This window comes from Micromonospora sp. NPDC049201 (genome assembly GCF_055586805.1).
The window spans coordinates 1-19464 of the sequence record NZ_JBVJHM010000009.1; the positions used below are offsets into that span (position 1 = coordinate 1).

Annotated in this window: 12 protein-coding genes and 1 pseudogene; 4 read left to right on the top strand and 9 right to left on the bottom strand. The window is 74.2% G+C overall.

Translation table 11 applies throughout. The features are described 5' to 3' along the window. Positions 1–207: pseudogene (locus tag ACZ6O5_RS20120) on the top strand (type I glutamate--ammonia ligase); the annotation flags it as partial. 76 nt (positions 208–283) lie between these two features. On the opposite strand, the gene mptB (ACZ6O5_RS20125) reads toward ACZ6O5_RS20120, so the two are convergent. Together mptB (ACZ6O5_RS20125) and mptB (ACZ6O5_RS20130) are read right to left on the bottom strand one after the other, a co-directional pair. Next, entirely contained in the window at positions 284–1747 is a 1464-nt protein-coding gene (mptB, locus tag ACZ6O5_RS20125; protein ID WP_465979094.1) for a polyprenol phosphomannose-dependent alpha 1,6 mannosyltransferase MptB, read from the bottom strand. 11 nt (positions 1748–1758) lie between these two features. Next, positions 1759–3162: a polyprenol phosphomannose-dependent alpha 1,6 mannosyltransferase MptB gene (gene mptB, locus ACZ6O5_RS20130; RefSeq protein ID WP_465979096.1), complete on the bottom strand. Its 1404-nt coding sequence runs from the start codon at positions 3160–3162 to the stop codon at positions 1759–1761. Positions 3163–3207: 45 nt separating this feature from the next. On the opposite strand from mptB (ACZ6O5_RS20130), the gene ACZ6O5_RS20135 reads away from it, so the two are divergent. After that, a complete protein-coding gene (locus tag ACZ6O5_RS20135) occupies positions 3208–4767 on the top strand; it encodes a hypothetical protein (protein ID WP_465979098.1) in 1560 nt (519 codons plus the stop codon). Between the two features lie 450 nt (positions 4768–5217). Here ACZ6O5_RS20135 and ACZ6O5_RS20140 read toward each other — a convergent pair whose 3' ends face one another. Together ACZ6O5_RS20140 and ACZ6O5_RS20145 are read right to left on the bottom strand one after the other, a co-directional pair. After that, positions 5218–8250 (bottom strand): bifunctional [glutamine synthetase] adenylyltransferase/[glutamine synthetase]-adenylyl-L-tyrosine phosphorylase, encoded by a 3033-nt coding sequence (locus ACZ6O5_RS20140; protein ID WP_465979100.1) that lies wholly within the window; start codon positions 8248–8250, stop codon positions 5218–5220. Position 8251: 1 nt separating this feature from the next. Next, positions 8252–9019: a type 1 glutamine amidotransferase gene (locus tag ACZ6O5_RS20145; protein ID WP_465979102.1), complete on the bottom strand. Its 768-nt coding sequence runs from the start codon at positions 9017–9019 to the stop codon at positions 8252–8254. A gap of 66 nt (positions 9020–9085) precedes the next feature. Here ACZ6O5_RS20145 and ACZ6O5_RS20150 point away from each other — a divergent pair, with 66 nt between their 5' ends. Then, a complete protein-coding gene (locus ACZ6O5_RS20150; RefSeq protein ID WP_465979104.1) occupies positions 9086–10015 on the top strand; it encodes a S66 peptidase family protein in 930 nt (309 codons plus the stop codon). 14 nt (positions 10016–10029) lie between these two features. Here the strand turns inward: ACZ6O5_RS20150 and ACZ6O5_RS20155 are convergent, their stop codons facing one another. Next, positions 10030–10920 carry a Vgb family protein gene (locus tag ACZ6O5_RS20155; RefSeq protein WP_465979106.1) on the bottom strand — a complete coding sequence of 297 codons (891 nt, stop codon included), beginning with the start codon at positions 10918–10920 and terminating at the stop codon, positions 10030–10032. 182 nt (positions 10921–11102) lie between these two features. Between ACZ6O5_RS20155 and ACZ6O5_RS20160 the strand changes: the two genes are divergently transcribed. Continuing rightward, entirely contained in the window at positions 11103–11543 is a 441-nt protein-coding gene (locus ACZ6O5_RS20160; RefSeq protein ID WP_465979108.1) for a hypothetical protein, read from the top strand. A gap of 96 nt (positions 11544–11639) precedes the next feature. Here the strand turns inward: ACZ6O5_RS20160 and ACZ6O5_RS20165 are convergent, their stop codons facing one another. The 4 genes from ACZ6O5_RS20165 to ACZ6O5_RS20180 form a co-directional block, all read right to left on the bottom strand. Beyond that, on the bottom strand, positions 11640–14660 hold the full coding sequence (locus ACZ6O5_RS20165) for a carbohydrate binding domain-containing protein (RefSeq protein WP_465979110.1): 3021 nt from the start codon (positions 14658–14660) through the stop codon (positions 11640–11642). Between the two features lie 226 nt (positions 14661–14886). After that, positions 14887–15258: a VOC family protein gene (locus ACZ6O5_RS20170; protein WP_465979112.1), complete on the bottom strand. Its 372-nt coding sequence runs from the start codon at positions 15256–15258 to the stop codon at positions 14887–14889. A gap of 94 nt (positions 15259–15352) precedes the next feature. Continuing rightward, positions 15353–18700: an NACHT domain-containing protein gene (locus ACZ6O5_RS20175; RefSeq protein ID WP_465979114.1), complete on the bottom strand. Its 3348-nt coding sequence runs from the start codon at positions 18698–18700 to the stop codon at positions 15353–15355. 68 nt (positions 18701–18768) lie between these two features. Further along, a complete protein-coding gene (locus tag ACZ6O5_RS20180; protein WP_465979116.1) occupies positions 18769–19461 on the bottom strand; it encodes a helix-turn-helix transcriptional regulator in 693 nt (230 codons plus the stop codon). Between the last annotated feature and the right edge of the window lie 3 nt (positions 19462–19464).

Sequence of the window (19464 nt, forward strand, 5' to 3'; positions counted from 1 at the left end):
GAGGAGTGGGGCGACGTCAAGCAGGTCCCCGGCTCGCTGTCGGCCGTGCTCGACTCGCTGGAGGCCGACCACGACTACCTGCTCGACGGCGGCGTGTTCACGCCGGACCTGATCTCCACCTGGGTCAACTGGAAGCGGGCCAACGAGGTCGACCCGGTGCGCCTGCGCCCGACCCCGCACGAGTTCGCGATGTACTTCGACTGCTGAACACACTCCCGTCAGCACCAGCCGGGCCGGCTCCGCCTTCCGCGGGGCCGGCCCGGCCGTTCCGCTGCCGGGTGTCTCAGCGCGGCAGGTGCCGGCGGCGCAGGCCGGCCCGGACACCGGCCACCACGACGGCCACCACCAGCGCCGTCATCAGCACCGCGCCGGGTGCCTTGGTGAACCGGGCCAGGTTCGTGCCGTCGGGCAGCGTGAGCACCGAGGCCACCGCGCAGGGCGCCACGAACCAGACGGTCCGGGCCGGCGACACCACCGCCACCGCGAGCAGGGCCAGCGGCCAGACCGCGTACCAGGGGTGGAAGACCGGGGCGAGCAGCACGGTGGCGGCCAATGCCAGCCCGGCCCCGAACAACGCCACCCGCTGCCGATCCGCGCCCGACCGGCGCAGCGCCCTCCACACCCACCACCAGAGCGCCACCAGCAGCACGGCCAGCAGCACCAGCCCGACCACCCGGGTCACCGGCACGGCGTGCGGGTCACGCCCGGCCCACTCGCCGGCGTAGTCGATCACGAAACCGACAGCGGTCGGCGGCGAGGTCCACTGCTGCGAGTCGCCGCTGCGGCCGAGCCCGTCCACCCAGCCCAACCCGAGGCCGGTGGCGAGCGAGAGGACCAGCAGCGTGCCGAGCACCGCCGCGGCCAGCCGGCCACCGTCGCGCAACAGCGCCCGCCAGGTGTGCCGGCCGGACACCGCGGCGAGCGCCGCGAACGGCAGCACCACCACGGCGACCGCCTTCACCGCGACCGCCAGGCCCAACAACACGCCGGCCACCAGCAGTGCGCGCGGCGTGCCCGGCCGGCGGACGAGCGCCAGCAGCCCGAGCAGGAGCAGCCCGAGCGCGAGCGCGTCGTTGTGGGCACCGGCCACCAGGTGCACCCCGACCAGCGGGCAGGCCAGCACCAGCCAGGCCGCGCGGCGGGCCGGCACCCCGGCGGCCCGGGCCAGGCCGGGCAGGGCGGCGGCGACCAGCAGCACCCCGGCCACCGCGACCAGCCGCAGCAGCACGATCGCCCCGACCAGGCCACCGCCGGCGAGCACCGCCAACCCGGCCAACAACACGAAGAACGGCCCGTACGGCGCGGGCGTGTCCCGCCAGATCGGCGACACCGAACCGGTCCACGGGCAGCCGGCCGCCGCCACCCCCACCCGGTACGGGCTGACCCCCTGCGTCCAGGTCCAGCCCTGGCAGGCGTACGAGTAGACGTCGCGGCTGCCCAGCGGCGGCGCGGCCAGCAGCGGCAGCGACCAGAGCCCGGCCGTCAGGTACGCCCACCGCCCCGACGGGGCGCCCCAGCGCAGCGACCACCAGGCGCCGACCAACAACACGGTCCCCACCAGCCAGCAGGCGAGCGTCACCGGCCCGTGCGGGGCCTGCCAGAGACCGGCGAGCGTGGTACGCGGCGGCGCGTCGGGCAGCGCCCCGCCCAGCCAGCCGGCGGCGGTGAGCAGGACCGCGCCGACGAGTCCGGCGTACCGGGCGAGCGCGGCGGCCACCGGCCGCACCGGCGCGTCGGGCTCGCTCACCGGCACACTCCTCACTCCACCGGAACCGGCTGCCGCCCCTTCCGAGCCGACCGTACCAACCACACCACCAGCACTATCACGAACAGCGTCATCAGCGGCGCACCCGGCATCTTGGTGTACCGGGGTAAACCGGTCCCGTCCGCCAGCACCAGGAACGACGACACCACTGTGACGATCGAGAACCAGCGCGTGCGGCGCGCGGTGGCGGCGAGCACGGCCAGCGGCCAGAGCCAGTACCAGGGGTGGAACAGCGGGGCGAGCGCGACGGTGGCGACCAGCGCCAGCGCCGCGTACCAGAACGGCTCGCCCCGGCGCCACGCCCGGAACCAGAGCCACACCAGCAGTGCGACCAGCACCACCATGCCGATCGCCCGGGTCACCGGCAGCGCGTCGACGTGCACGCCGAACGGCGCCAGCAGGTAGCCGACGGTCTGCCCGACCGCGGTCGGCGGCGAGGTCCAGGCCACCACCAGCCCGCCCTGCTCCAGGCCGCTGATGAAGCCGAGCCCGAGACCGGCCACGAGCGTCGCGCCGGCCAGCGCGGCCAGCGCGCCGCCGACCACCCACCCGCCGTCGCGGACCAGCGTCCGGATCCGGTACGGCCCGACGACCGCGGCGAGCGCCGCGAACGGCACCACCACCAGCGCGGTGACCTTGATGCCGGCGGCCAGGCCGAGCAGCAACCCACCGGCGAGCAACGGCCCGGGGCGGCCCGGCCGGCTCGCCACCACGGCCAGCCCGGCGACGAGCAGGCCGACCATCATCGCGTCGTTGTGCGCCCCGGAAGCCAGGTGCACCGGTACCAGCGGGCTGGCCAGCGCCAGCCAGAGCGCCTGCTTCGGCGGCACCCCGCAGCGGCGGGCCAGCGCCGGCAGCGCCCAGGCGGTCAGTGCCACCCCGGCCACGGCGAGCACCCGGAACAGCGCGACGGCCCCCCACAGCGACCCGGTGGCCTTGACCACCGCGCCGGCGATCAGCACGAACAGCGGCCCGTACGGCGCCGGCGTGTCCCGCCAGATGAACGAGATGGTGTCCAGCCACGGGCAGGGCAGCGCCGACACGCCCTGCTCGTACGGGTTGATCCCGGCCGAGAAGCTGGCACCCTGGCAGGCGTACGCGTAGACGTCCCGGCTGCCCAGCGGTGGGGCGACAAGCATCGGCAGCATCCAGAGCGCGACGGTCACCAACGCCCACCTGGCCGAGGGCACCCGGTTCCGCAACGACCACCACGCCCAGGCCAGCAGCGCGGTGCCGGCCAGCCACAGTCCGATGATCAGCGGCCCGTCCGGGCCCTGCCAGATGCTGACCGGGGTGGGGCGCAGCTCGCCGTCGGGCAGGGCGCCGCCGACGTACGCGGCCACGGCGAGCAGCACCGAGCCCGCCAGGCCGGTCCAGCGCGAGAGGTGGTGAGACACCCTCGTAATGCTGCCAGTACGGTGGTTCGCGATCAGGAGGTGGGCATGCGGGGCGGTCGGGTGGTGGCGGTGTCCGCCGCGTCGGCGCTCGTCCTCGCCGTGCTCCTCCTCGTCCTGCCGGCCACCGGCTCGGACCTGTCCGCCCAGGTGGCGCGCGCCGGCTTCTTCGCCGCGCACGGGCCGGCCCTGGTCGACCTGCGCTGGTACGGCGGCGTCCACCCGTGGGGCTACAGCCTCGTCTCGCCGCCGCTGATGGCGCTGCTCGGGGTGCGCCCCACCGGCGCGCTCACGCTGCTCGCCTCGGCCACCGCGTTCGCCGCCCTGCTGGTCCGGCTCCGGGTGCCCCGCCCGCTGCTCGGCAGCCTGGTCGGGGTCGTCACGATCGCCGGCAACCTGGTCTCCGGCCGGGTCACCTACGCGCTCGGCGTCACGTTCGGGCTGGCCGCGCTGCTCGCCCTGACGCTGCCCGCCAAGGTGACCGGTCGGGTCAACCGGGTACGCGCCGCGACGGTCGCCGTCGCCGCGCTGCTCGCCTCCGCGGCCAGCCCGGTGGCCGGGCTGTTCGTCGGGCTCGCCGGCGTCGCGCTGCTGCTCACCCGCCGGTACGCCGACGGCCTGCTGCTCGCCGTGCCGGCCGCCGGGCCGCTCGCGGTGACCGGACTGCTGTTCGGGGAGGGCGGCTGGATGAACATCAGCCGGGCGGACACGCTCCACGCGGTGGTGACCAGCCTGCTGGTCGCGGCGCTGGTGGCGTACCGGCCGGTGCGGGTGGGCGCGCTGCTCTCCGCGGCCGGGGTGCTGGCGGCCGCGCTGCTGCCCACCCCGGTCGGGCTGAACGCCACCCGCCTGGTGGTGATGTTCGCGCTGCCGGTGCTGGCCGCCGCCGCGTCCCTGCCGCGCGGGCTGCCCCGGGCCGCCAGGGCGGTCGGGTTGGCCGCGCTGCTGGCGGTGGTCTGCTGGTGGCAGCCGCCGGTGGTCACCGCCGACCTGCGCAGTGCCGACGACCCGACGGCTGATCCGGCGTACTTCGCGCCGCTGCGGGCGGAGCTGGCCCGGCGCGGGCTCACCGGGCGGGTGGAGGTGCCGCCGACCCGCAACTACTGGGAGGCCGCCCGCCTCGGCGGGGTGCCGCTGGCCCGGGGCTGGCTGCGGCAGGCCGACATCGACCGCAACCCGCTGTTCTTCACCACCGTGCCGGGCGCTGCCGGCACCGGCGTCCCGCTGACCGCCGACAGCTACCGGGCCTGGCTGGCCGACAACGCGGTGCAGTACGTCGCCGTGCCGGACGCGGAACTGTCCTGGGTGGGGCGGCCGGAGGCGGAGCTGGTGGCCGCCGGGCAGCCGTACCTGACCGAGGTCTGGTCGGACCGGCACTGGCGGCTGTACGCGGTCGCCGACCCCACGCCGCTGGTCGGCGCGCCCGGTGGACTGGTCCGGCAGGACGGCGCCTCGGTCACGTTCCGGGCCCCCGTCGCCGGTCCGGTGCCGGTCCGGGTCCGCCACGACCGCTGGCTGTCCGTCACCGGTGGCGCCACCCTCTCCCCCGACGGCGACTGGCTCACCGTCACGGTGCCCCGCCCCGGCACCTACACGCTCACCGGCTGACCGCCCGCAGCCGCAAGCTGCTCGGGGCGGCCCCGCCGCTCAAGTCGACGACCCGCACGGCGGGCCGGTCACCTCTCGCACGCTTTCGAGCTGATAGCAGGAACGACTCACGCGCCGCCCGGCCGCCCGCCGCCGCATCGTCGCCCGGCCGCACCGCCACCCGCCGTCACCTCGGCGCCACCACCGCCCAGGGTCGCACCGCCGCCCTCTCGCACCGCCGCGCCGCCGCCGCGCCTGTGCGCGAGGCGGGCCGTCGCGGGCCCGATTCCAAACCGTCCGAGACGCTCCATGGCACAGCCGGGCCGGGTGGTCCGGTGAGCGTCCCGAACCGACCACGGCACCATCCCGGTGGGCCGAGTCGTTCCTGCTATCAGCTCGAAAGGGGGAACAGCAGGACCAGGAGGCCCGGCCCGCTCGTCATCACGTACGCGGCCCTCCGCTCCCGCCGGGCTAGAGGGGAGCTTCGAGGATGCGCTGGACGACGGTGCGCGAGTGGCGGCCGGTGCGCAGGTACTCGTCGAGGAACTCGCCCGGGTCCTCGTGGCCGAGCAGGCGCACCACGCCGGCCAGCTCCACCCCGTGCCGGGGCAGTTGGTCACCGGCCCGGCCGCGTACCAGCATCAGCGCGTCGCGGACCTGCGCGGCGAGCGTCCAGCCGGCGGCCAGCTCGGCCGCGTCGTCCGGGTCGAGCAGGCCGGCCTCGCGGGCCGCGGCGAGGGCGTCGAGCGTACGGGTGCCGCGCAGCGCGGGCAGCCGGCCGGCGTGCCGGAGCTGGAGCAGTTGCACGGCCCACTCGACGTCGGCGAGCCCGCCCCGGCCCAGCTTGGTGTGGGTGGCCGGGTCGGCGCCGCGGGGCAGCCGCTCGGTCTCCACCCGCGCCTTGATCCGCCGGATCTCCACCACCTGCTCGCGGCTCAGCCCGTCGGCCGGGTAGCGCACCGGCTCGACCATCGCCTCGAACTCGGCGCCCAGGTCGGCGTCGCCGCAGACGAACCGCGCCCGCAGCAGCGCCTGCGCCTCCCACACCTTCGACCAGCGCGCGTAGTACTGCGCGTACGCGGCCAGGCTGCGGACCAGCGGACCCTGCCGGCCCTCCGGCCGCAGGTCGGCGTCGACGCCGAGCGGCGGGTCGGGCGCCGGCGCGGAGAGCAGCCGGCGCAGCTCCTCGGCGATCGCGTGCGCGGCGGCGCTGGCGGCCCCGGCCGCGCTCTCGTCCGCCCCGGGCGGCGGGTCGTAGACGAACAGCACGTCGGCGTCGGAGAGGTAGTTGGACTCGTACCCGCCGAGCCGGCCCATGCCGATCACGGCGAAGCGCAGGCCCGGCGGCCCGGGTTGGGCGACCCGGGCGGCGCGCAGCGCGGCGGCCAGCGTGGCGTCGGTGACGTGGGAGAGCGCGGTACCGACCGCGCTGACGTCCACCACCGTGGGACGGCGTGCCCCGCCGCCCGGCGGGCGTGGGGTGAGCGGGGCGAGCGACCCGGCCCGGCTGAGCACGTCGGCGGCGGCGATCCGGACCAGCTCGCGGCGGCGCAGCGCACGGACCGCCCGGGTGGCCTCGACCGGGTCGTCGTGCCGGGCTGCCGCCGCCACGAAGCCCTCGACGAGCGTCTCCCGGGGACGCGGGGTCAACTCGCTGTCCTCGGCCAGCAGCCGCAGCGCCTCCGGCTCCCGGGCTAGCAGGTCGGCCGCGTACCGGGAGGAGGAGAGCACCCGGGCCAGCCGGCGGGCGACCGGGCCGGAGTCGCGCAGCAGGCGGAGATACCACGGGGTGCTGCCGAGCTTGTCGGACACCTGCCGGTAGTTGAGCAGGCCACGGTCCGGCTCCGGGGCGTCGGCGAACTCGTCGAGCAGCACCGGCAGCAGCGTGCGCTGGATCGCGGCGGTGCGGCTGACGCCGCCGGTGAGCGCCTGGAGGTGCCGCAGCGCACCGGCCGGGTCGGCGAAGCCGAGCACCTCCAGCCGGTGCCGGGCCGCCTCCGGGGTGAGCCGCAGCCCTTCGGCCGGCACCCGGGCCACCGACTCCAGCAGCGGCCGGTAGAGCAGTTTCGCGTGCAGTCGGCGTACCTCGGTGGCGTGGGTGACCCACTCGGCGCGGAACTCCTCGACGGCGCTGCGGCCCGGGGTGGCCGCGTAGCCGAGCGCGGCGGCGAGCCAGCGCAGCGCGGCCGGCTCGGTCGGCACGGTGTGCGTGCGGCGCAGGCCCTGGAGCTGGAGCCGGTGCTCGACGGCGCGCAGGAAGCGGTAGCCGCGCAGCAGCGCCTCGCCGTCGGCGCGGCCGACGTAGCCGCCGGCGACCAGGGCGCGCAGCGCCGGCAGGGTGCCCGGCACGCGCAGCGACTCGTCGCCGCGGCCGTGCACGAGCTGGAGCAGTTGGACGGCGAACTCGATGTCGCGCAGCCCGCCCGGACCGCGCTTGATCTCGCGTTCCAGCTCCTTCGGCGGCACGTTGTCGAGGATCTTGCGGCGCATGGACCGGACGTCGGAGACCGCCTCCGGCCGCTCCGCCGCGGTCCAGACCAGCGGGGCGAGCGCCGCGGTCCACTCCCGGGCCAGCGCCAGGTCACCGGCCGCCGGGCGGGCCTTGAGCAGCGCCTGGAACTCCCAGGTGCGGGCCCAGCGCTTGTAGTAGGCCAGGTGGCTGGCGAGCGTGCGGACCAGCGGACCCCGGTTGCCCTCCGGGCGCAGCGCGGCGTCGACCGGCCACGCGACCAGCCCGCAGATCCCGATCAGCCGGGTGGCGACCTGGGTGGCGGCGATCAGGTCGTCGTCACCGGCGGCGACGAAGATGACGTCGACGTCGGAGACGTAGTTCAGCTCGTCGCCACCGCACTTGCCCATCGCGACCACCGCGAGCCGGGGCGGGGCGGTGCCCTCGGGCAGCTCGTCGACCGCGATGTCGTAGGCGGTGGCCAGTGTGGCGTCGGCCAGGCCGGACAGCGCGGCCATGGTCTGCTCCAGGCCGCGCCCGCCGGTCAGGTCGGCCGCCGCGATCCGCAGCAGCGCCAACCGGTACGCCTGCCGCAGCAGCGGGACCGCGCCGGTGAGCGTGGTCAGCTTGGCGGCGGCGGTCAGGTCGAGCCGGCCGTCGGCGGTCGGGGCGAGCCCGTCCGGCTCGGTGGCCAGCACCGCCCACTGCCCGGGGTTGGCGACCAGGTGGTCGCCGAGCGCCGACGAGGCGCCGAGCACGGCGACCAGCCGGCGGCGCAGGCCGGGGTCGGCGGCGAGCGCGTCGCGGACGGCGACCTCGTCGCCGTGCTGCCGTTCCGCCTCGACGAGCCGGTGGAGCTGGCGCAGCGCCAGGTCCGGGTCGGCGGCCCGGGAGAGCGCGGTGAGCAGCTCGACGGCCTGGTCGTCGGTGGGTTCCTGGGTGTCCGGCCGCCACAGGCCGAGCCCGTCCGGGCCGAGCAGGTCGACGGCGCGTGGACCGGTGTCGCTCTCGGCGAAGCCGTAGCGGGCCAGGCGCCCGCGGGCCGGCCGGGTCACCTCACGCCCCGAGCAGCGGCAGGCTGCGGCGCGGGCTGTCGTCGCCGAGCTCGCCGAGCGCGAGCGCGGCGAACCGGACCGCGAACGGCTGCCAGGCCTCCTCGACGTCGGCCATCGCCCGGTCGCACGCGGCCACCACCAGCTCCGGGTCGTACCCCAGCTCGGCGAGCGTGGCCGAGTCGCGCGACCACTCGGCGATCATCGCGGTGTCGCACTCGATGTGGAACTGCAACCCCCAGGCCCGGTCGCCGAGGCGGAACGCCTGGTGCGGGTAGCGGGTGGACGCGGCGAGCAGCGTCGCGCCGTGCGGCAGCTCGGTGATCTCGTCGGCGTGCCACTGGAGCACGTCGGGCATCAGCGGCACGAAGCGGAACAGCGGGTCGGTCTCGGCGGCGTCGCGCCGGCCGACCACGGTGGGGCCGACCTCCGGCCCGGACGGGCTGCGCTCCACCCGACCGGCGTGCGCGGTGGCGAGCAGTTGCGCGCCCAGGCAGATCGCCAGCGTGGGCAGCCGGTGGCGGACCGCCTTGCGCAGCAGCCCCTCCAGCGCCGGGAACCAGGGCGCGCCCGGGCTGTCGTCGGCCAGCGGATAGGCCTGCTGGTCGCCGCCGAGCACCACCAGGGCGGCGTACCCGTCGAGGTCGGCGGGGAGCGGGTCGCCCGCGTGCGGGCGCAGGACGCGCAACTCCAGACCCCCCTCGGTGAGCCACTCCCCCAGTCGGCGGAGGTCGTCGGTCGGGTCGTTCTCGATCACCAGCGCGGTCGCCACGACGTCGAGGCTAGCCGGTACGCCCGACACCGGACGGTCCGGCTCGGCCGCACTAGGCTCGCGATCGTGCCCACCGACGACTGCCTGCGCCCACCGGTCCTGCGTCCCGGCGACGCGGTGATGCTGGTGTCGCCGTCCGGCCCGACCCGGCCCGAACGCGTGGCCCGCGGCGTCGAGCTGCTCACCGGCTGGGGGCTGCGGCCGGTGCCCGCGCCGAACGCGTACGCCCGGCGGGGTTACCTGGCCGGGGACGACGCGCTGCGGGCCGCGGACCTGAACGCCGCGTTCGCCGACCCGGAGATCCGTGGCGTGCTCTGCACCCGGGGCGGGTACGGCGCGCAGCGGGTGGTGGACCTGGTCGACATGGCGGCGGTACGCCGCGACCCGAAGGTGGTGGCCGGCTTCTCCGACATCACCGCGTTGCAGTTCGCGCTCTGGCGGGGCGCCCGGCTGGCCGGGGTGCACGGTCCGGGCGCCGCCTGGCGGGACGAGCGCACCCCGATCCGCTCGGCGGAGTCGCTGCACGCCGCGCTGATGACCACCGAACCGGTGACGGTGGCGGCGGTCGAGGCGGAGGAGACGTACCCGGTGCGGGTGCCCGGGCGGGCCGAGGGCCGGCTGCTGGGCGGCAACCTGTGCCTGCTCACCGCGTCGATCGGCACGCCGGACATGCCGGACCTGACCGGCGCGATCCTGCTGGTCGAGGAGGTGCAGGAGCCGCCGTACAAGATCGACCGGATGCTGACCCACCTGCGCCGCTGCGGCGCCCTGGCCGGGCTCGCCGGCGTGGCGGTCGGCCAGTTCACCGAGTGCGCGGACGGCTGGGACACCACGGTGGTCGACGTGCTCACCGACCGGCTGGGCGACCTGGGTGTCCCGGTCCTCGGCGGCCTCCCGATCGGCCACGGCCCCGGCCAGCTCACCGTCCCGGTCGGCACCCGCGCCGTCCTGGACACCAGCACCGACACCCTCACGGTCACCCCCGCCGTCCGCTGACCCCCTTCACCTCGTCAGGCCGACGGGGTCAGGTGGGCGACCGCGCCGGTTTCCAGGGCGACCCAGACCGAGCCGTCGGGGGTGACCGTGAGGCCGTGTGGCTCGGAGTTCGGGGTGGGCAGGTCGTGGTGGGTGAACGTGCCGGCGGGCGCGAGGTGGCCGAGGCGGTTCGCGGCCCACTCGGTGAACCAGCAGCCGCCGGCCGGGTCGGCGACGATCGCGTGCGGCCGGGCCGCCCGGTCCGGCAGCGGAAACTCGTCGATCCGCCCGTCCGGCGTGATCCGACCGAGCTGCCCGGCGAGGATCTCGACGAACCAGAGCGCGCCGTCGCCGCCCCGGGTGATGCCGACCGGCCCGGCCGCGTCGGTGGGCAGCGGATGCACCGCCACCGACCCGTCCAGGTCGACGCGGGCGATGGCGTTCGCCTGGTTGAGCGTCAGCCAGAGCGCCTCGTCCGGCCCGACGGCCAGCATTGACGGGAAGCCCTGGGCGACCGGCAGCGGGAACGTGCTGACCTCCCCGTCGGCGGTGACCCGGCCGACCGTGTCGTCGCCCATGCCGGCGTACCAGAGCGCGCCGTCCGGCCCGGTGACCAGGCCGCACGGGGCACAGCCCGAGGGCAGCGCGACCGAGCTGCCCCTGCCGTCGACGGTGAGCCGACCGAGCCGGTGGTCGCCGGAGCGGGTGTACCAGAGCGCGCCGTCCGGGCCGGTGGTGATGATCAGCGGCCGGCTCTCCGGCGGGTCCGTGCGGTAGGTCCGCACCGCGCCGTCCGGGCCGAGCCGGGCGACGCCGCCGGAGCCGGCCAGCGTCAGCCAGAGCGCGCCGTCCGGCCCGACCGTGATCGCGTACGGGCCGGAGCCCGGCCCGGTGAGCGCGACCTCGCGGATGACGGACTGTGTCATGAGGGGTGCCCTTCCGTCGGGATTTTCGCCAAGCGTCGCGGCCGTCCCGGTGGGACGGCAACCGCATTTGTCCGGATCCTCGCCCGATTCCCAGCTCGCTGACAGGGTCGCCACGGGTTGCCCCCAGCTCCGACCGTCACTGTCGGTGACGTCATCGCACCACCACCGAGAAGGAGAACCGCATGATCCGCACGACGAGGAAGCGCCTGCTGGTCGGTCTCGCCGCCGCCGGCGTGCTCACCGTCGGGATCGCCGCCCCGACGGTGGCGCTCGCCGACGACAACAAACCGAGCGCCAGCACGAGCAGCGACCAGGGCGGCGACCGCCAGCAGCGGCACGCCGACCGGCAGGCCGAGTTCGCCGAGGCGCTCGCCAAGGAGCTGGGTGTCCCGGCCGACAAGGTCACCGCGGCGCTGGAGAAGCTGCGCGAGCAGCGGCAGGCGGACCGGCCGGAGCGGCCGACGCCGCCGTCGGCGCAGGACCGCCAGGCCGCCCTGAAGGAGCGGCTCGACCAGGCCGTCGAGGACGGCAAGCTGACCCGGGAGCAGGCCGACGCGGTGCTCAAGGCCGCCGAGGCGGGCGTCTTCCCCGGCCCCGGCGGCATGGCCCACCACCCCCGCTGAGAAAGGCGGGGCCCCCTGTTAACGCATTTCGCATAGCAGGGGGCCCCGCTTAACATTCGACGCCGGGCCGGCAACCACGCCGCACGCCGCCCGACCTCAGCGCAGGTACGGCCCGTCCGCGCCGATCTTGCCGGGCGCCGGGTTGCCGGGCAGGTCGAGCACGTAGACCCGCAGGTTGCCCTTGCCGCTGACCGAGGCGGTCAGCGTGCCGTCGGTGACCGTCCGCACGTCGCCGCTGACCGCGTCCACGTACCTGCCGTTCGGCACGCCCCGGAACGTGGCCGAGCCGGAGACGGTGACCAGCGCGAAGCTGTCCACCGCGCCCTGCGTGAACCGCCGCTTGTACGCCATCGCGCCGCTCACGCCCTCGGTCGAGTACTGCCCCTTCTGCAACGCCGGCACGGCCCGCCGGATCAGGTTGAGCCGCTGCACGTGCTTGACCAGCGGCTGGGCGAGCGTGGTGGCCACCGCCCCGCTGGCCGACCCGACCACCCCGAAGTCGGCGGCGGTGACGCTGCCGGTCAGGTGGTCGCCGTAGTAGGCGCGACCGGTGCTGGCCAGCGGGCAGGTCGCCCCGCAGTCGATCCGGGCGCCCTTCTGGAACTCGATCTCCGAGCCGTAGTAGAGCGTCGGGATGCCGCGGAACGTCCACATCAGGCTCATGTTCTCCGCCCAGGCGTCGGTGCCGCCGGTGTAGCGGGTCGCGGACTTGTTCGGCCCGTAGTCGTGGCTGTCGACGTAGACGACGTTGTAGGTGGCGTCGTTGTAGCTGTCGTCGGAGTCCTTCCCGTTGCCGAACGCGTTGCCGGCGTCGGAGAAGTTCATGTGCATCCGCATGTCGATCACGTTCATGCCGGAGAACTTCGAGTGGTCCGGCGCGTGGTACGCGTTGCCGCGCAGGAACGCGTTGTCGGTGGTGGGCTGCCCGGACGGGCCGAGGAGCTGCTCGTAGTCGTACTGCTCGATCGCGGCCCGCACGTCGTCCGGGCTGTACTCCTTGCGCTCCTGCCAGGTGAAGAACTGCGCGGAGTGGTTGACCGAGCCACGGTTCCACTTGTCGTTGACGAACGCGGCGACCTCGCCGAAGACGTAGAAGTCCTTGCCCTTCTCGCCGAACTTCGACACCGCGTGCTGCTGGATGGCGGGCAGGAAGCGCCGGTTCCAGGTGACCCGGGGGATGTGCACGGCGGTGTCGATCCGGAAGCCGTCCACCCCCATGTCGATGTACCTGTTGTACGCGTTGATCAGGTATTCCTGCACGGCCGCGTTCTCGGTGTTGAAGTCCGCCAGGTCCTCGTGCAGCCAGCAGCTCCGCGCGTCCTCGCCCTCCCAGTTGCCGATCCAGCACTGGTGGTACCTGTCGGCGGGGAACAGCTTGCTGGTCGGGGTGGGCCACTGGCACTGGTAGAGCGGGTAGCCCTCGGCGCTGCGCCCGCCGGTCGGCGTACCCCAGTTCAGGCACTGGTTGCCGGCCGGCGCGGCGGACGACCACACGTCGCCGTTGTACGGCCGGCCCTTGGCCTTGGCGTTCTGCGCCGGGGTGAGCGCCGGGTCGTTGCCGGTCGCCTCGACCATCGGGTCGTACTCGCGGCCGGCCTGCTGCTGGTCGTAGTACCACTTCCACTGGTCGTCGCGGGTGCCGTAGACGGTGGGCGTGAACAGGCCCTTGGCGCCCCACCGGGAGCTGTGGTTGTAGACCACGTCCTGGAAGATCTTGATGCCCTTGGCGTGCGCCGCGTTGATCAGGTCCTGGTAGGACGCCCCGGCGCTCTCCAACCGCGGGTCGACGCGGTAGAAGTCCCAGCCGTGGTAGCCGTGGAAGTCGTAGTCGGAGCGGTTGAGCACCACCGGTGTGATCCAGATGGCCGAGAAGCCGAGCGCCTTGACGTAGTCGAGCTTGTCGACCAGCCCCTTGAAGTCGCCCCGGAACATCGGGTCGTTGTTCGCCGCGTTGCCGGAGGCCACGTGCTGGCTGCCGCCCCGGTTGTTGGCCGGGTCGCCGTCGGCGAACCGGGCGGTCATCACGAAGTAGATGCTGTCCTCGCGCGGGTCGCCGCCGAGCGGGGCGCCGCCGGCCGGCGCGCTGCCGGTGGTCGCGGACGCCGGCGCGCTCGCCGCCGACCGGTTGCCGGCCGCGTCGAGCGCCCGCACCGTCCAGGTGTACGCCATGCCGGGCCGCAGGTCGTACGCCACGTACCGGGTGGTGGTGCTGGTGACCGTGACGGTGCCCGCGCCCCCGGTGCGGGTCAGCTCGTACCCGGTGACGGCCCGGTCGTCGGTGGCCGCCGTCCAGGTCAGGGTGACCGCCAGCCCGTCGGCGACGGCGGTCAGACCGCCCGGCGTGGACGGCGGCGTGGTGTCCGGAGTGACCGGAGCGCAGGGGTCGGCGGCGGAGGCGGTGACCCGGCCGTTGTCGACGACGCTGCGTCCGGTGCCGAGGGTGTAGTCCGCGCCGCCGTTGTTGTCCCAGGTGCCGGCCGTGTTGTTGAACGCGGCGGTCAGCCCGGTGGCGGTGCCGAGGTCCACGATGCGGCGGGCCCAGCCGGCGCAGCGCGTCTCCATGGCGACGCCCGGCGCGGTGGTCCAGGTGCCGCCGGTGGGCCGGTAGTGCAGGTTCGCGGCGGTCCAGCCGCGCGGCGTGAGGTGGTACCAGACCTCGGCGGTGTTCCCGCCGCCGCTGCTGCTGGTCGGCGACGGCGACGGGGTGCCGGACGGTGACGGGGTGGCCGTGGCGCACGGGTCGCCGGCGCCGATCCGCCCGGCGGCGACGGTCACGGTGCCGGCGCCGAGGCGGTAGTTGGCGCCGTTGTTGTTGTCCCAGACGCCACTGCCGTTGGTGAAGACGACCTGGGCGCCGGTGGCCGCACCCAGGTCGACGACCTTGCGACGCCAGCCGGCACAGGCGGTGTCCATCGGCACGCCGGGCACCGGCGTCCAGGCCTGCCCGTCCACGCCGTAGTGGATGTTCACCGCGGCGCCCCAGGCGGTTGGTGGCTGGTAGTAGACGGTGACGGTGTTGGCCGCCGCGGCGGCGGTGAACGGCAGCAGCGCGGCGAGCACGCCGGTGGCGAGCGCGAGCGCTCCCCACCGGCGGCGGGTGGTGGTCCTGCCTCTCATGGCGGCTCTCCTGACACCCCGGCCCAACTCAGCGGACGCAAGGGGATGAAGGCGTTGCAAGAACTTGCGACGCGTGGTGCCAGGAAGTTACCAGCTTCGATCAGATGAAACCAGATGTTCATTAGCGCCGATGCGTGCAACCTCTTGCACCGAGCGCCCGTCTCTTGCGGCAGCGTTGGGTGCAGTTGTGGTCGCCTGGACAACCACAACCGCACCCAGACCGCGCTCAGCCTCCGGTCGGCGGCGTGAAGACGCCGAGCAGGTTGCCGGACGGGTCGCGCAGCCGCGCGTGCACCAGGCCGCTCGGCGCGGTCACCGGTGCCGCCAGCACCGTGCCGCCGGCCGCCTCCGCCCGCCGGCACGCCTCCGCCACATCCGTCACCTGGGCGTAGAAGATCGCGTAGTTGTCGGCGGCGGCGTCGGTGCCCCGAATCGCGCCGCCGATCCCCCGCTCGCCGCCGGCCGCCGTCTGCCGGTACGAGTTACCCGGGCCGCCCTGCTCCTCGAAGCTCCAGCCGAACAGGTCGGCGTAGAACCGCTGCGCCTTGTCCGGCCGGTCGGAGCCGATCTCGAACCAGGTCACCGGCGTGCTGGACATGCTGCCTCCTGTCGTCGCGTCGGCCGGTCGGCCGACGTCGTCAGGAACCAGCGTCAGGGGTGCCCCCGACAGCGTCCTGTCGGAGTTTCGCGGATCAGTTCGCCGCCGCATCGCCGGGCAGCACCAGCCCGGGAGAGGAGGGTGCGGGTGGAGCGGGTGCCAGCACCAGCGGCTGGATCCGGACGACCAGATCGGGACGACGCTTCTTGAGCAGCAGCGTCAGCCGTTCCGCCTCTTCCGGGCTGATGTGGTACTGGTCGGCCCCAAGTTCGGAGAGCCGCACGAGTGCCTCCACCGCCAACTCCTCGGTGCGCGACCCCCAGGCACTCTGATCCGCGTGTACCGCCTTGCGCACCAGCTGACCGACCTCACGGGTCGTGGGATCGTTCTCACCGATCACCGCCAGGCAGCAACGCAGGTAGGCGAACCCGGATTCGTCGCCGCGGTCAGCCACGAAGTTGAGCAACCCGAGCAGCTCGACCGCGACCGGACGAGGGACGGCGCGATCGGTGGCGAGCCGGTCGAGCAGCAGCACCGCGAGGTTCTCCAGGTACCCTTCGGCCACGCCGCGCATTTCGACGAGCAGCGTCGCGAGCACTCGGTAGTCATCGACCCGATCGGCCGGGTCGATCCGACCCGAACCAAGCGACATGGCGATCAACACCTGCGCGACCGACTGCAACGGCCCGGCGGCATCGACGGCGAGCATGCCGAGCGCCGGCGGGCAGAGACTCAACACCGGCTCCAGCGCATGCTGCACCGCATCGCCCGTCACAGCACACTCGAAGTTCGACATCCGGCGCATGATCGCGGGCTGCGGCTCCACCCGCAACCAGCCGTAGCCTGGTGACGGTTCCGGCCCGTACGTCCACGCCAGGTCGATGTCCGGGGGCTGCCATGGCGCGTCGACCAGTCCCAACCGGATCTCCCGTCGCCCGCCGTCCACGATCCGCTCCAAGGCGATCGCGTTCACCAAGCTGCGGTACTCCCCTTCGGCGAGCTGCGAGCGCCAGAGCAGGGCCTGACGGCTCCACGAGCCACGCACGTCGTCCGCTCCGGGAAAGAGCCGCCCGCCGGTCAACTCCCCCGCTACGCTGAGTCCCAGTACGAGGAGATTCGCGCTGTAGACGGCGTGTCGTTCGGGGACCGACAGCACACGCGGCCGATACGAGTTCGGTTCCGGTCGTGACCGCGCATGGTGTACATGCTCAAAGAGGCGCAACACCACGTCCATGATCTGGTCCCTGTCCTCTTCCGCGCAGGACCGCAGGGCCTCGGTGAGGAAGCCGACGATCGGTGCCCGCTCGGTCAGCGTCGCGCACGAGAGCAGCGCGTGCAGCTCGTCGTCAATCGATGCCGTGCGCAGCATGCTCGCCGCCTCCCGCGCCGCCAGGTCGCGCAGCACAAGCGTTATCGTGCGCGCGACCAGGAACTCACCGAAGGTGGCATGCAGGAATTCGTAGGTGTCCGCCCGCCGTTCCCCCCGAGCCACCTGTGCCCGGTGCACGAAGAAGAACCGCCCAAGCACGATCTCGGCGGCCCGTAACGGCTCCCGAAAGCTGCCGTCGGGCCGGAGCTGCGGCGACTCTCCCGCAAGGAAGGGCAGCCCGGCCAGATCCGTCTCCAGTTCGTCCTCGGTGACCCACTGGACCCCCCGATTGAACATAGCGAAGGCCACCACGGCCAACCGACGCAGCTCTCCCTCGGTGGCCCGCGCCAGCTCCCGCTCCGACAGCCCCTTCCGATGCTTCTCCACCTCCCGGCGGGCGAAGCTGCGCAACAACCGCTCGTACAGCTCGCCCCGACCGAGCGTGCCGGCCGAATGTAGGTCGTTGCCGTCTGCGGCGTAGAGGGCCAGCATCAGCAGCAGCAGCGGCTGCTCGGCCAGTTCAGGATGGACCAGCGCGACGGCCGGGTCCAACGGCAGGACGCCCAGCGCCGGAAAGCGATCGGCGTTGGTGGCGTTCCAGATGGCCACCCAACGCGCCACTTGCGCTCGATTGAAGGGTTCCAGCCGCAGAGCCACCGTGTGGGCCGGCGGTTTCGCCCGGTCCGCGACGCTGGTGCGGCTGGTTACCAGGACCGCCACCGGCCGCCCCTGGTCCAGCTCGCGCTGTTGGAATGTGGCCACCTTGAGCAGGTAGTCCGTCTGTGTCACGCCGGTGGCCTGAAGCATCTCGTCAAAGCCGTCGAGCAGCACCACCGGCAGCGCGTCCCCCGCCGAGCGGGCCAATGCGGGCCAAGCGAGCGCTTCTCCGGTGGCGTCCCGGATCGCCTCCTCGATCTGATCTTGAAGGTCCGCTTCAAGCCGCACCTCGCGTAGAACCACCCGCACGACCAGAAAATCGGTGGCCGGCAACTGGGCGGCGAGCGCCCGGGTGAGCACCGACTTGCCGGAGCCGGGTTGCCCCAGCACCAGCAGCGGCGCTCGCATCGCCCGCGGCGACGTGAGGTGCCCGGTGAGAAACTCCGCGAGGTCCTCCCGCACCGGACACTCCGCCCACCACGCCTCGTCGCTGGGCCGTGCATGCTCGCCCAGCGCGGCCACCCGGTACAACGGCGGCACGTACGCCCGGTCGAGCATCGGCACCCGGAGGCCGTCCGGCACCTCGCCGGAGCTGATGATCGGTCTGTCGAGTTCCGCCCGGTACGAGCGAGCCAAAGCACGCCGCCCCTCGCCGGGCGTCCCGCCGACGGCAATGGCCTCCAGCATCTTCCGCAACTCCGCCAGCCCGACCGCGAGGTGCTGCACCTCCCCCCGGGTCGCCTCGTGCTCGTGCAGTCCGGACCAGTAACCGACCTCGGGGAAGTCGGCCGCCAGGGCCGTGAGCAGATCCCCGTGCCGGTCCACCGCAGCCTCCGGCACCCGCTCCAGCGCCTCCCGGAGCGCATGGTTGCGGCCCACGGTCAGCTGATCACCCACGGCCAGACCATCCACGAACGCGCCGACGTGTCCGGCCATGATGCTGTAGTAGTGCCCGAGGGCCTCCCGCAGCTTCGAGTACGGCAACTCGGGCGCCGGCAGCGGCGCGGGGATCTCGAACAGGGTACGAACGACGCTGCGGGCATCGGCCGGGCCCGCACCCGCCAGGGCCAACTGCTCGGGCTTACGCAGCTCAAGTTCCGCGAAGTCGAACGGCAGGTCCGCCTCGTTCAACGCCTCGAAGAACGCGGTCACCGCGATCACCGCGTGCGCCGCTTCCAGCCGCTGCGTCCGCCCGTACCGGGACAGCCCGGAGCGCTTCTCGGACACGCCGCGCACCAACTCGTGGCCGAGCCGCACGAACTCGGCCTTGGCGTCGAAGATGCCGAGCAGCGCGGGCACCGGCACCGACGCGGCCAGCAACACCCCTCCGGTCAGCTTGTCGAACCAGTCGACGACTCTGCTCTTCTCCCCGCCGAGCAGGCGTACCGCGTCGGCATAGCTGAGCGTGTCGGACACGCGCGTTCCTCCCCGGGGACGGCAGACCAGCCAGCGTCCCCCATCCGAACCGGAGACGCTGTCGGGTTTCAGACCAGGGTCAGCGGGCGCAGCCGGTCGACCGGGAGGTCGAGGTCGTCGAGGTGCAGCTCCCGGGTCACCGGCTCGGCCAGCGGGCGTACCGAGCGGATCCGGTCGGTGCGGAAGCAGCGCAGCCCGTCGCGCAGCCGGCACCAGGCCACCAGGTACCAGTGCGTCGCGTTGCCCAGGTAGGCCAGCGGCTCCACGTCGCGCGCCGAATCCGCGCCGCCGCGGTCGGCGTACCGCAGGCGCAGCACCCGCCCGGCGGCGACCGCGTCGGCGACGGCGGCCGGGACCGGCGTGCCCGGCCCGTCGCCGACCAGGTGCACCCGGCCGGCGAGCCGGTGCGCTTCGGCCACCGCGGCGGGCGGCATCACCGCGACCAGTTTGCGCAGCGCGGCGCCGGCCGCCGGGGCGAACGGGGAGCCGCCCAGCCGGTGCAGCGCCACGGCCATCGCCACCGCCTCGGCCGGGGTCAGGTTGACCGGCGGCAGCGTGCGGGTGCGGTCGACCACGTAGCCGCCGGTGCGGCCCGGCTCGGCCCAGATCGGCACCCCGGCGCCCTGGAGCGCGGAGATGTCGCGCTCGACGGTGCGGGCGCTGACCTCGAAGCGGCGGGCCAGCCAGCGCGCGCTGCGCGGGCGCGGCGACACCGCCCGCAGCTCCTCGACCAGGGCGTAGAGACGGTCGGTGCGGTTCACGTC